A 12,788-nucleotide genomic window follows, 5' to 3' on the forward strand; every position below is an offset into this window, starting at 1 on the left:
GGCGCTCGGCTTCATGGCGCGGCTGGCGCCGGCGACGGCGGCTGAGCAGAAGCGCGAGGCCGCCGACGTGCGGGCCGAGATTGCGCGCGGCGGCGAGCGGTTCGCGCTCAAGCCATGGGACTGGGACCGCTACGCCGAACGCATCCGCCGCGCGCGCTACGACCTCGACCAGGATCAGGTGAAGCCGTACTTCCTGCTCGACACCGTCCTGCAACAGGGCGTGTTCTTCGCCGCCAACCAGCTCTACGGCGTCACCTTCAAGGAACGCCACGACCTGCCGGTGTACCAGCCCGACGTGCGCACCTTCACCGTATACGACAAGGACGGCTCCGAGCTGGGGCTGATGTACTTCGATTACTGGAAGCGCGACAACAAGCAGGGCGGCGCGTGGATGTCGAACTTCGTCGGCCAGTCGACCCTGCTCGGCACCAAGCCCGTGATCTACAACGTCGCCAATTTCACCAAGCCCGCGCCCGGCCAGCCCGCGCTCATCACCTTCGACGACGTGACGACGATGTTCCACGAGTTCGGCCACGCTCTGCACGGACTGTTCGCGGCGCAGATGTACCCGACGCTGTCGGGCACCAACACCGCGCGCGACTGGGTCGAGTTCCCCTCGCAGTTCAACGAGCACTGGGCGCTCGATCCCACCGTGTTCGCGCACTACGCGCGCCAGTACCGGACCGGCGCGGCGATGCCGCAGCCGCTGGTCGACAAGATCAAGCGCGCGGCCAAGTTCAACCAGGGCTACGCGCTGGGCGAGCTGGTCGCGGCGGCCGAGCTCGACATGAAGTGGCACAGCCTGCCCGCCGCCGCGCCGTTGCAGGATGTCGACGCGTTCGAGGCCGGCACGCTCGCGGGCCTGGGCCTGGACACCGCCGACGTGCCGCCGCGCTATCGGTCCAGCTACTTCCTCCATATCTGGGGCAACGGCTACTCGGCGGGCTATTACGCCTATCTGTGGACGCAGATGCTCGACGACGACGCCTATGCCTGGTTCGTCGGCCATGGCGGGCTCACACGCGCGAACGGCCAACGCTTCCGCGACCTGATCCTGTCACGCGGCCACACGCAGGATTACGACGCCATGTTCCGCGCCTTCTACGGCAGGGAACCCGAGATCGGCCCGATGCTGGAGAACCGCGGTCTCAGCCCCGCCTCCTAGCGGTCGCACGGGTCACGGCCAAGGGGACGCGGCTGTATCCTGCGCCCGGTCTCGATCGATCGCCCTTCCCTGCGCGCCGGCCGCCTCCCGCCCGGGCGGACACGCCCAGCGACATTGCCTGGTCGCCGGACAGAGGGGACTGTCGGTTCTCGCAATCGGTGTCAGCGGATGGTTGAAGCCAGTGTCAGCGGGACGCTCGAAATGGCGCGAGCCGCGTCGGCTGTCGTGATCGGGATGGTTGATCGGCAAAACTGGCACGCTGGCCGGCTGCTCACTCGTAGAACATCATCGTTTTGTAATTACACCGACCATATATCGGTTTATATCCCGAAGGTCTTTAACACTCCAAGCGTGTGGAGGCACCTTTGCGCCGTTTTCTCTCAGTGTCTTTGGAATGAGATCGCCGTTTGGCTGAAGAATGATCGATGATACAATCACGCCGGGATAGGAAATCAGCCGCTTCCTGAAGGCGAGTGTCGTTAGATCAGGCGTCGGCGGGGTACTCTTTTTTGCCAGTGGGCCTGTTCCTTTGAGGTCCGATCCGTGACACATGACACAACGGTGCAAGTAGAGGTCTCTACCATTAAAGTCCTCGGCGAGAGACCGTGGCGCTTGGGTCAGTGCCAGAGCTACTAGCACGCCCTTGAACAACGTTGTCATTCGCGCGTCCTGTGGGCCTGTATATCCGTGGGTCTTACCCTCGGCGTCTCGCCTCCGCAACAAGATGCTCGCACCCTTCCGAAAATAAACTGTCAATGAGATGGCTAACGGCAGGCGATGCTGGGCGGCAGAGAAGGCACCATATTCCAGAAATCTATTCCAAATTGCCTTCTTCCGAAGGTGACCGATCGAGATGAAAGTATCGGAACCGTTTGCGTTCTAGCCATGTCCTTTTGAATATCGATCCAGAAACCGCATGAAGGTATTTCTGGACGGGCGGGATTGCGGAACAGGTTTGTTGGACTGTCGCCAGCGCTCGCCTGCCTCACTTGGCGGGCCGTCCACGACCGCACGGTACATTGACCGTCTGCTGATACGGACTTTGATTGGGATGTCAGCTGCTAGCACCCGCTTCGAGTCACCAGCAACCTCGACTGCGACAATCCGGAAAGGGGAAATGATGGTAATGCGCGGCGGCCTCTGACATCGACTTAGGGAACTGACAGGAACTGTCGGCTTCAGCCTGTCCGTGCTCGACGGACCGAAGTGCGCTGGGCGGCCCGACCGCGAAGGTGGCCGGCGCGATCTGAGAGCAATACCCGGGATCGTCCACATGCTCGGGATCGGTGCATGTTGGCGTGACTGACCGGCGGAGCATGGGGCTTGGTCGCGACCGACTCCACCGGACGCCCGCGCATCCCGCCAAAGTTCGGCCGCAAGGTTGCGGTGCCTCGCGGTCGTGATGCCTGCCGCGCCCGAAACCTCGTCGAACGACCATGATGCAGACTCAAGGACCGGGAGCGCATTGCTAGCCGATACGACGCGGGCTGCGGGAAGCCCCTCCCCTTGTCCGCCGCGGCGGATCGCGTGGTCGCAGCGTCCGGTCCGGATGGGCTGGACCCCGCTGTCGCCCTCCGCTCACTGACCAACGGGCGAGGTGATCGAGGACGAGACAGGGTGCAGGCCCTGGCCTACAGCGCGAAGGCGGTCTGCCCTTCAGTGTACCTCGACTTCTTCATGCCCCAGCTTCTTGCCGGCAAACTCTACAAGTCTAGAAAACCTCCGCTTGAACCGCGCCGTAGACAAAGGATCCGAAGATGGAGATCAATCGCCGCGTGCTGCTCGGTGCCGCAGCCGGTGCCGTGGCTGCATCGACCGTCCCGGCGGCCTCTGCCGCGCAGCCGGGGGCGAAGTGGCCGCCCGCCGAGCAGATCAGGCTCTGGCCCAGGCGGCCACCGAACGCGCCTGCGCGCCTGCCCACGCCCGGCCTGACCCTGAACGGTCCCGCCAGTCAGCGCGAGCTGTGGCTCACGGGAGTCGCAGAGCCCGTCATCGGCGTGTTCCGCCCCCCGAATCCGGACGGGCGCGCGCTGCTGTCGATCCCCGGCGGCGGCTACGAGTTCCTGTCGATCGAGAACGAAGGCCTGAACGTCGCCAGTACGTTCACCCCGCTTGGCGTGACCGTGTTCGTCCTCGCCTATCGGCTACCGGGCGAAGGCTGGTCCGAGCCGCAGGACGTGCCGCTCCAGGACGGACAACGGGCGATGCGGCTGATCCGCGCCAACGGTGCTCGGCTCGGCATCGACCCGGCCAGGCTTGGCGTGATCGGCTTCTCCGCCGGCGGGTTGCTTGCCGCCTCGCTCGCCACCGCCTGGCATGATCCGGTATACGCAAGGATCGACGCCGCCGACGAGATGGACGCGCGGCCGGCGTTCGCGGGACTGGCCTATCCTGTCGTGTCGGGCGACCTGATGCGGGTCGGCACGGGACCTGCCGGACGGTTCGACACAAGGCGGCGGCTGGGGGAGCACACTCCCCCTCTGTTCATCGTGCATGCGCTCGACGACCCGGTCGTTCCGTTCAGCGAGCCCATGGGCATGTTGGCGGCTGCGCGCGAGGCCAGGGTGCCGGTCGAGGCACATTTCCTCCAGCAGGGCGGCCACGGTTTCGGGCCACGCTACCTCTCGCCCGATCTGCCCGGCTCGCACTGGCCCGTCCTGTTCGACCTCTGGATGTCCCGGTCGCTTGCCGCGCCGGGTCCGGTTTCGTCGTGACCGGCGTTCACGCCGGCCTCGATCGCCACATCTCGCCTGTCATGCTCGCCTCTGCGATGCTGGCGACCATCCGAACCCGCGCCCATGCTCGAACCGTAATGCTGGACGACGCGCATCTTTCGAGAGTTGCGGCACCTGTCGACGGCACGTTCCACCTCATCAGAGATGGAACGTCACCGTGCCGCGATAGCTCTGGTTGCTTACATCCTTGCGCAGGAAGGTCGTGTCCGCTCCCGCGGTGAGATCGAACGTGCGGGTGCGCACGGTAAGCCCGCCGGACACCTCGCCCCAGTCGTGGTCCCGCGTACCGAGGCTGAACAGCGTGCTCGTCCCGGCGCCACCGCTGAAGTTGGTGGTGAACGCACCCGGCCGGTCGTTGAACGCGTGGACGTAATAGGCCGAGAGATACGGCTTGATCGTGCCGCCGCTCGCGAGCCGCAGCCCGGCACGGCCCTCCACGCTGCTGACGTGACGCGGGTCGTCGAAGAGCGCCATCGGGCCGCCTGTCTCGAGCAGGCGCGGCAGCAGGATGGTCGCGCCGCGAATGGCGACACGCGGGCCGATGGTGATCTGTCCCGCCGGGACGTCCTTGGCGACACCCAGTTCACCGGTCAGCGCCAGCGCCCGACGGTTGGCGGTGAGCGTATAGTTGGTGCCGACCAGGCTTGCGGCACGCGTCAGCCCCAGGTCGAACGAACCGGCGGTGCCGAGCGCGTCGATCGTCAGGCCGCTCAGCTCGGCCTTGCCGTAGACGGCTCCCTGATAGAGGCTGCCGCTCACGCGCTGTGCGGCGTTGACGGTCCTGCCGATCAGCCGCGTGTAGGAGAAGGCGGCGCCGAGCGTCGCCCGATCCGTAAGGCCCGTCTCAAGCCCGCCCGCGATGAAGAAGCCGTTGAAGGTGTCGTGCCCGCCCGCCGGAACCGCCGTCGCCATCGGTGACGAGTGTCCGTCGATATAGCCCCCGGCGAGATAGCCCGCGACGTTCTCGGGCAAGGTCGCCGCGGTCTGCGCGTTCTCCTGGCCGTCGCCGGCGAGCAGGACGCCGCCCGACATCCCGACCGACGCCGCCGCGGCGAGATCGACCGGACGACCGATCATCGTCAGCTTGCCCATGCCGCCGCCCGAGCCGCCCATGTTCGCGATCCGCTCCCGATAGAAGCGGTCCATGTTGTCGAGCACCACCGTGCCGATATTGTTGGCGAGCGTGCGGTTGCGCGGCGCCCAGCTCTCCAGCGTCGCCTGGATGGTCGACGCGCTCTGAAGGTCGAGCGGACCGTAGAGCGCCGACAGGCTGTTGTAGTTCGTCGCCCGGTTGCCATCGAGCAGCTGCGCGTAGGCGCGCTGCACGGGCGAGGCCGACGATACCACATTGCCGTACTGCCCGGCCAGGATCCGCACCTGCACCGCCTGCGCCGAATAGTTGAAGCTCGGCGTCAGGATCGCCGACAGCGCGGTGGGCGTGGCGAAGGTGCCGGTCACGCCGCCCTCCGCGGTCAGGATCGAGTACACGTCGTTGTAGCGGATGGTGGCGCCGGCGACCGGCGCGAAGCCCACCGTGCCACCGATGTTGGCGATGCCCGGCTGGCCGGACCCCGCGGCCACCACGATCCGATCCGCGGCCTGACCCGGACCGACGTCGATCATCAGGATGTTGCCGGAGGAGAGGATCAGGTTGCCGCCGAAGGTGATCGTGCCGACCGTGCCGACCGTGCCCGGCGCGATCATGCCGGCCGCGCTGGTGAAGAAGGGCTGGTTGAAGCGGCCGGTGCCCTGGATGCCCCCACCCATCAGGAAATAGTCGCCAAGCGTGGTGATCGTGCCGTTGTTGGTGACCAGCCCGGTGAGCTGGTCGACTTCCATGTTGACGGTCAGCGCGCCGGGCGCGGCGACCGTCAGCTTGGCGCCGCTGCCGGAAACGGTGAGGCGGTCGATCGCCACCGCCGTATTCAAGGTGGTGGTGCCGGCGGCGGACAGCGTCACGTCGTAATAGCGGCCGTACGTCCTGGTGGCGGCGACCGGGTTCGTGTTGTTCGGCACGAAGTTGGTCGCGCCGGGCAAGCCGTTGGCCAGCGTCGGCGCCGGCGTCACCGCGGCCAACGACACCGCATTGCCATGCGTGTCCGAGCCGTCGTCCGCGGCGAGGATCGAGCCGCCTGACACGCGGCCGTCGTCCGCCGACAGGTTGGAGCTCAGCCCCGCGCCGGCGGCGGCGCCGCCCGTCCCGGTGGTCGCCGAGGCCGGCGTCGCGGCCTCCTTGGCGGCCAGTTCAGTCTTCTGGCTGTCAGTAGCACCGCTGCCGGCGGTGGTCGGCTGGACGGTCTCCACGCCGGTATTGAGGTCCTGGCAGTCGCTGACGCCGCTGTCCTGGAAACAGACCGCGCCGAACTTGCCGCTGGTCCCGTTGATCCCGTCGCCCGGCGTCGTCGGCACGCCGTTCACGAGCCGCCCGCCACTGATGACCTGATAGGCCGGGTCGAGATTGGTCAGCCAGTGCGCCGGGTCGGTCCAGTTCCCGTCGCCCGCAACCGCGCTGACGTAGTGATAGGGGTTGTTCGCGACGATATAGTCCCAGAACAGGTAGAGCGGCTGGTAGAAGCCGGTGGTGCCGAACGAGTTGGCCGGCTGCGCGGCATAGAAGCGGTCGCTGCCCGACAGCACGCCGATCACGGTCGGCTTGCTGAACGTCTTGTCGAGGATCAGCGGGCCACCCGAGTCGCCCGGCCCGATCGTGCCCTCGTTGGGCAGGGCGGCGTCCTTGAAGACGTTGAAATCGTAGCGATTGGAGCGGTTCGGGCTGTCGAAGTCGATCTGGTAGAGGTTCTGCGGCAGCCCATCCTTCGCGCCGAACAGGAACTCGTCCTGATCGTCGAGCGAACCCAAGATGCCGATGTAGTTCTCCGCGAGACGCCGGCGATAGTCGATGCCGCCGGCGGCGCCGGTAAGGCCGGTGCCGTTGGTGCCGTAGCCGTCGATGGTGACGTGGTAGCCGGTGCCGGTGGTGGTGTTGAGCGCGGCGGGCGCGGGTAGCTGAGAGAGCAGGATGGTCCAGGTCGGCACGTTGCGCGCGGGCGTGTCGAGCGTCGCCACCGCGATATCGCCCTGAAGGAAGTTGTTGCCGATCCCGAGCTTCGTCGAGTCAGGGTTATACGCGACCTGGTTGACGTTGTAGAGATAGCCCGCGGTGTTCGTCTTGTATTGCTGCGCACCGGCCAGATACCAGTTGCGCAGCGCGGGAAGATTGTTGGCGGCGAAGCCGAAGCTGATCGGCAGCTGGCCCGGACCGGTGCCATAGCCGAACGGGTCCTGGAACCCGGTTCCGGCCGGATTCTCGTTCACGCAGTGCGCGGCGAAGATCACCGTCCGCGGGTTGATCAGCGTGCCGGTACACAGGCCGAGGAAGCCGTTCTTCTCGTCGATCACCATCTGGCCGACGCCGGTGACGTTGACCGGGTCGATCGCGCTGGTGGGGGTGGCAGGCGGCGTGACGACGATCGCCGGACTTGGATCCGAACCCTCCGGCGTCGCCTGCGCAAAGGCACCATTGGCGACGAGGCCACTGAAGGCGCTCGATATCAGAAGGCAGACGCGCAGCGTCGCAGGACGCACCGTCGGTCGCTTGACAATCATTGACGTAACCCCCGTTTCACGCGACTTCGTCTGCGTTTACGGATCATGAACATAAAGCTGCTGCGGCATCGGTCAAGCGGGTTGGCGCCGCCGGCGCGACGACCGAAGCGTCGGACAGATGGCGACAGCACGAGCGCGAACATGCTGGCCGGCTCGTTGATCTTCGAGCATGACAATGGCCGAGCGCCCGCGTCTCAAATGGCGTGCGACGACGACGGCAGGGGCGGCCGACCGGTCGCTCCACCGGCTTGGCGGCGGACGCTTATCCGAACGCCCAGCGCAGCGTCTGCGCGACTCCGAGGGTGCCGAGCCGAAGCGCGGGTCGGTTCAGGATCGGAGACGTGAGGCCGTGCAGGCGCCGTGCCCAGTCGGGCAGGAGATCGATGCCGGCCGCCATCGTCAGTCGCCGTACCGGCTCTGCCGCCGCCGTGGGCGCCGGCTGCTCGAGCACCAGCCGCGCGACCTCGCGAGACCGCTCGTCGGACTTCATGCCGCGACGCATGTCGGCGATCATCGCGGCGGCGGCCCTGCGATCACGAGGTGGATGGCCGGCCCCGAGCGCGGCGGCGACCTCGGCCATCTCCGCATAATAGCGGTCCTGATCGGGCGCGGGCATGCGAGGGTCGGCATAGCGGCGATAGCCGGCGAGGAAGCTGCTCGCGCTGCTCACGTTGACCCAATCGAGCAGCGCCGGGTCGTTCGCACGATAGGGCGTTCCGTCGGGCAACTCGCCGCGCACCTTGTCATGGATCGTCCGCACGCGCGCGATCGCGTCCATGGCGTCGTCCCGCCCGCCAAAGGTGGTGACCGCGATGAAGCGCGCGGTGCGACGCAGTCGGCCGTGCATGTCGGCCCGGAAGTTCGAATGGTCCCAAACCCCGGCCAGCACCGAGGGATGAAGCATCTGGAGCAGCAGCGCGCTGACGCCACCGACCATCATCGAGGCGACATCGCCGTTCACCCGCCACGCGACCGACCCTGGTCCGAACAGGCTGTCCGCGCGGCGAGCCACCGGCCGCTCACCGGCGGCACGATCGTTGAAGACCGATGACACGCGCTCGGCGATGGAACGGCGGACGGGATGAAGAAGCTGGTCGAGCAAAGCGCACCTCTTGGCAACGACCCCGATATAAGTCGATCCGGCGGCTTCGCGACCTCATCGGACCATCCCCGCGCGGGCGGATGGCAACGACGGCTAAGAAGGCAGCACTCAAGACCTTCCCGCGCCCGGCACGCCGCGAACCTCCGGCCCCTGCCTCCCGAAGGCAGTGGGCGACCGCGCACGCCCGGCACGCCGGGGCGGTACAGGCGTACAGCGGCCGGGCGTGGAACCACGCGCCGAACGCCCGACGGTCTCGATGCCCGCGCACCCGCCCACCGCAGCGATCGAGCCGGAGCCTGACGGTCGACGCCTCCCAGTTCGGCACCACCGGCAGGCGGCGCGAGAACAGCACCGCCCTGCCCGGCCGTGGCACATGGCGGCGGTGACGATGTCGTAGCGCACGGCGCCCGACCGGCACATCATCAACGTCGGGCTGTCATCGCCATCACCGATCCATGCGCGGTCGCGGACCTTGCGCGCCGCGCGCAACTTCATCTCCGCCATCGCCAGGTGCTCGCCGGCGTGGCGCTCGGCGCGCGTGGCTCGACCTTCATTCCTGCCCGGACGCATCGGCCTACCCGGTCGGATTCGAGGCTTTGTTTCACTGATCTGGATCCCGCCGATGTGGCGTGACCAACATGTGAGGATCGTACAGCAGGGCTGTTTCAGGCGACCCGACCACAAGGACCGTCGGATTGGGGCCATACACGGCAGGCTGTGGGAGGCCCGCGTTTCGGGAGCCTTGTGCCTGAACAGCACCGAAGCCGCCTTGTCCGGTCCTTTAACAAAGCGGCTGAAAACGACCGGATGAGAAGGGGCTGGATGGTGGGCGTGGCAAGGATTGAACTTGCGACCCCTGCGATGTCAACACAGTGCTCTACCACTGAGCTACACGCCCACGCTGCGGACGGCACTAGCCGGAGCGATGTCGTGGTGCAAGCAGTCAGTGACGGCCGGTCGCGCTGTCGCTCTCGAACAGGCGGTCGACCTCCAGCACCAGGTCGCGCAGGTGGAAGGGTTTGGACAGGACGCGCGCCTGCGGCATCTGCCGGCCGGCCTTCAGCGTCACTGCCGCGAAACCGGTGATGAACATCACGCGCATGTCCGGCGCCATCTCGGCGGCGCGTTGCGCGAGTTCGATGCCGTCCATCTCGGGCATGACGATGTCGGTCAGCAGCAGGTCGAACCGCTCCGCCTCCAGCAGGGGTATCGCTGCGGTGCCGCGATCGACCGCGCAGACGGCATAGCCCGACCGCTCCAACGCACGCGTCAGATATTCGCGCATCACGCCATCGTCCTCGGCAAGCAGGATGCGGATCATCGATGTCCCTTGTCGCAATCCTGCTGCGTGTATGCAGCGAAGGCTTAAGATATTCCAGCTTTCCCGCGACCGGCCGATTGCGGACCGGTACGATCGCGTCCACACCGGCGCTGGATGACGCAGCCGTCCTTCGACCGGTTCGGTCCGGCGATCCCCGACACCCCCGTGGTGCTGTCGGTTCCGCATGCCGGTCGCGCCTATCCAGCCGCGCTGATGGCCCAGCTGGCGGTGCCGCTGGCGACGGCACGGCTTCTGGAGGACCGCCACGTCGATGCGGTCGCGCTCGCCGCGCTGGGCGGCGAGACGATGCTCGTGCAGCGGCAGGCCCGCGCGTGGATCGACCTCAACCGGCGGGAGGACGAGCGCGATCCGGCGGCCGAGGCGGGGATGCCCGCCGTCACGGTCGGGGGAATGCCGGCCCCGGCGGTCGAACCCAGCGCCAGGGTGCGCGCCGGCCTGGGCCTCGTTCCCCTGCGGGTGGGTGGTCGGGCCGAGCTGTGGCGGCGGCGCTGGACCGGCGGGGAGGTCATGGCGCGGATCGTCGCCGACCACCGCCCCTATCACGTCGCCGTCGCCGACGCCCTGGGCGCCGCGGCCGCGCGGTTCGGCGCGGCGGTGCTGGTCGACCTCCATTCGATGCCGCCGCTGCCGGGCAGGACACCGGCACGGATCGTGATCGGCGACCGTCACGGCGCCAGCGCGGACGGCACGGCAGCCGCGATCATCGAGGCGCAGGTGGCGAGGATCGGTCTGCGGAGCGCACGCAACCTCCCCTATGCGGGCGGTCACATCGTCGAACGGCACGGCCATCCGGCTTTCGGGGTCCATGCGGTGCAGGTCGAGATCGACCGGTCGCTGTACCTCGACCGATCGTTCGACCTTCCGCTGGCCGACAAGGTCGCCTGGCTCGCCCGGTGGCTGAGAGCGGCGATCGACGCGCTCGCGCAGGAATGCCGATCCGGAGCCTTGACCCGCCCGCGTCCCGTGACCGAGCCGCTCGCCGCCGAATGATCGGCGGACCCCGCGCCGCACATAAAAAACCACCTCGCGAACAGATCCGCGAGGTGGCCTAGGTTCAGGGAGGGACACGCTGAAAGCGTGTCATGCAACGCCGTGAAAGGGGGGACACGGCGTCGCAGGGATAACTATGGGACCTGCGAAAGGTTGCTTCAAGCCCCGGACGGCGCCGAAGTTTTCAGCCGGCGACGAGCGTGCGGCCTATGCCTGCGGCGACAGCGCGGGCAGCGGCATCTTTCCCTGCCCCTTCTGCCGGGCGAACAGGTCGCGCATCAGCGAGAGCGAGAACAGATGGGCATAGGCGAGCGGCAGCAGCCCGGACTGGCTCATCTTGCGCAGCTGGTCGCCGCGCATCGCCGCCAGCTTCTCCTCGTTCACGATCTGGAAGCCGCGATACACGAACGGCGTGTTGGCGCCGTCCTCGGTTATCGTCGTCTCGCCGTCCATCAGCAGGTCCAGCTCGCGCAGCTCGTTCATGAACGCCGTGGTCCGCTGGCCGGCCTGTTCGAACATCTCGTTGAAGCCGAGCAGTTCCCTGGTCACGGCGCTTGGCTGGCCGTCCTCGTCGAACAGGCGCTCGCCCTCGTCATAGGCGCCGACCACGTCGCTGGTCGGATCGAAGCACAGCGACAGCTGCTGCGCATCTGCGCTGAGGCGGGCGAGCATGAACGGATAGCGGCGGACATAGGCCGGGACATACACGTTCTCGTAGAAGCGGCCGTCGTCGGCGGCGAACGTGTTGACGCCCTCGTTCAGGCCCAGCAACGCCAGCGGCACCGCATCGGCGCCCTGCGAGAACACGATCGGATAGTTGCGCTGGACGAGCGGGAACTCCTCCACCGTCACCGGGATCGCATGCTGGCCAAGCAGGAAAGGCGCCGATTCGGTCTTGCGGACGCGCCAGTCGCGGTGCGTATCGCTCGAAAGCGGTTCGAGCCCGTTGTAGAAGAGCGGAAGCGACGGGGCGACGCTGGCCATGATGCGGGGACTCCTGCGGGGTGGCGGCACGGGCGGCCGGTTAGCGCGCGGCCCTATGCGGGCAGGCAGGCCGGCGCAAGCGCGGGGGCGACGAGCTTGCCCGGGTTCATGAGCCCGAGCGGATCCATCGCCGCCTTGATCGCGCGCATCGCGTGGAGGCGCGCGGGCGGGCCAAGCCGCTCCAGCTCGCCCAGCTTCATCTGGCCGATGCCGTGCTCGGCGGAGATCGACCCGCCCGCCGCCACGACCAGGTCGTGGACGAACCGGGTGATCGCGGGCGCCTCCCGGGCATACCACGCGTCGCACTCCGCGCCGGTCAGGATCGGCGGCGCGGGCGCGCGGACATGGAAGTGGACGTTGCCGTCGCCCAGATGGCCAAAGCCCGACGCGCGCGTGCCGGGGAAGCGCGCCTCGCACGCCGCCGCGGCGTCGACCATGAAGCGCGGCATCGCGTCGACGGGCACCGAGATGTCGTGCTGCACCGCAGGCCCCGTGGCGCGCTCCGCGTCCGAGATCGAGTCCCGGATGCGCCAGAACGCCTCGGCCTGCGCCTCGCTCGCCGCGATCGCCGCGTCCTCGATCAATCCGTCGGCCAGCGATGGCGCGAGCCAGTCGGCGAGCGTCCCGCCCAGCGCCTCATCCAGCGCCCCATCCGGTTCGCAGGCGACCGGATCGGCGGACACCGCCTCCACCAGCACATGCCAGCGATGCTCCTGCGACAGCGGCGCCCGCGCGCCCGGCACATGCGCGAGGACGGCGGCGAGCGACTCGGCCGGCAGCAGCTCGAAGCTTTCCACCGCATCGGTCCGCCGCTGGAGCCGGCGCAGCAGCGCCAGCGCGGCCTGCGGATCCGCTGAAGGCTGG

Annotated in this window: 8 protein-coding genes and 1 tRNA gene; 3 read left to right on the plus strand and 6 right to left on the minus strand. The window is 67.8% G+C overall.

Annotated elements, in window-relative coordinates; genetic code table 11:
- Positions 1-1,165, plus strand: a 1,165-nt coding sequence (locus tag HUV01_RS05840; RefSeq protein ID WP_174297367.1) for a M3 family metallopeptidase, incomplete at its 5' end; no start/stop codon positions are given.
- A gap of 1,757 nt (positions 1,166-2,922) precedes the next feature.
- Positions 2,923-3,879: an alpha/beta hydrolase gene (locus tag HUV01_RS05845; protein ID WP_174297368.1), complete on the plus strand. Its 957-nt coding sequence runs from the start codon at positions 2,923-2,925 to the stop codon at positions 3,877-3,879.
- A gap of 159 nt (positions 3,880-4,038) precedes the next feature.
- On the opposite strand, the gene HUV01_RS05850 is transcribed toward HUV01_RS05845, so the two are convergent.
- The 4 genes from HUV01_RS05850 to cpdR form a co-directional block, all read right to left on the minus strand.
- A complete protein-coding gene (locus HUV01_RS05850; RefSeq protein ID WP_254606411.1) occupies positions 4,039-7,485 on the minus strand; it encodes an autotransporter domain-containing protein in 3,447 nt (1,148 codons plus the stop codon).
- A 283-nt stretch (positions 7,486-7,768) separates the two neighbouring features.
- Positions 7,769-8,608 carry an oxygenase MpaB family protein gene (locus tag HUV01_RS05855; protein ID WP_254606412.1) on the minus strand — a complete coding sequence of 280 codons (840 nt, stop codon included), beginning with the start codon at positions 8,606-8,608 and terminating at the stop codon, positions 7,769-7,771.
- An 823-nt stretch (positions 8,609-9,431) separates the two neighbouring features.
- Positions 9,432-9,506, minus strand: a tRNA-Val gene (locus HUV01_RS05860).
- A gap of 45 nt (positions 9,507-9,551) precedes the next feature.
- Positions 9,552-9,929, minus strand: a complete 378-nt coding sequence (cpdR, locus tag HUV01_RS05865; protein WP_174297370.1) for a cell cycle two-component system response regulator CpdR — start codon at positions 9,927-9,929, stop codon at positions 9,552-9,554.
- Between the two features lie 114 nt (positions 9,930-10,043).
- Between cpdR and HUV01_RS05870 the strand changes: the two genes are divergently transcribed.
- The gene (locus HUV01_RS05870; RefSeq protein ID WP_174297371.1) at positions 10,044-10,940 is read left to right on the plus strand and encodes an N-formylglutamate amidohydrolase; all 897 of its coding nucleotides are present in this window, start codon (positions 10,044-10,046) and stop codon (positions 10,938-10,940) included.
- 207 nt (positions 10,941-11,147) lie between these two features.
- Here HUV01_RS05870 and HUV01_RS05875 read toward each other — a convergent pair whose 3' ends face one another.
- On the minus strand, positions 11,148-11,924 hold the full coding sequence (locus HUV01_RS05875) for a SapC family protein (RefSeq protein ID WP_174297372.1): 777 nt from the start codon (positions 11,922-11,924) through the stop codon (positions 11,148-11,150).
- 53 nt (positions 11,925-11,977) lie between these two features.
- Positions 11,978-12,788 (minus strand): FAD-binding oxidoreductase (locus HUV01_RS05880; protein WP_302480023.1); only part of this gene is annotated, 811 nt, incomplete at its 5' end.

It is taken from the genome of Sphingomonas bacterium (assembly GCF_903643035.1).
Taxonomy (GTDB): Bacteria; Pseudomonadota; Alphaproteobacteria; order Sphingomonadales; family Sphingomonadaceae; genus Sphingomonas.

Coding starts and splice junctions, on each gene's coding strand:
- HUV01_RS05845 (WP_174297368.1), top strand. CDS start 2,923: ATGGAGATCAATCGCCGCGTGCTGCTCGGTGCCGCAGCCGGTGCCGTG.
- cpdR (WP_174297370.1), bottom strand. CDS start 9,929: ATGATCCGCATCCTGCTTGCCGAGGACGATGGCGTGATGCGCGAATAT.
- HUV01_RS05870 (WP_174297371.1), top strand. CDS start 10,044: ATGACGCAGCCGTCCTTCGACCGGTTCGGTCCGGCGATCCCCGACACC.
- HUV01_RS05875 (WP_174297372.1), bottom strand. CDS start 11,924: ATGGCCAGCGTCGCCCCGTCGCTTCCGCTCTTCTACAACGGGCTCGAA.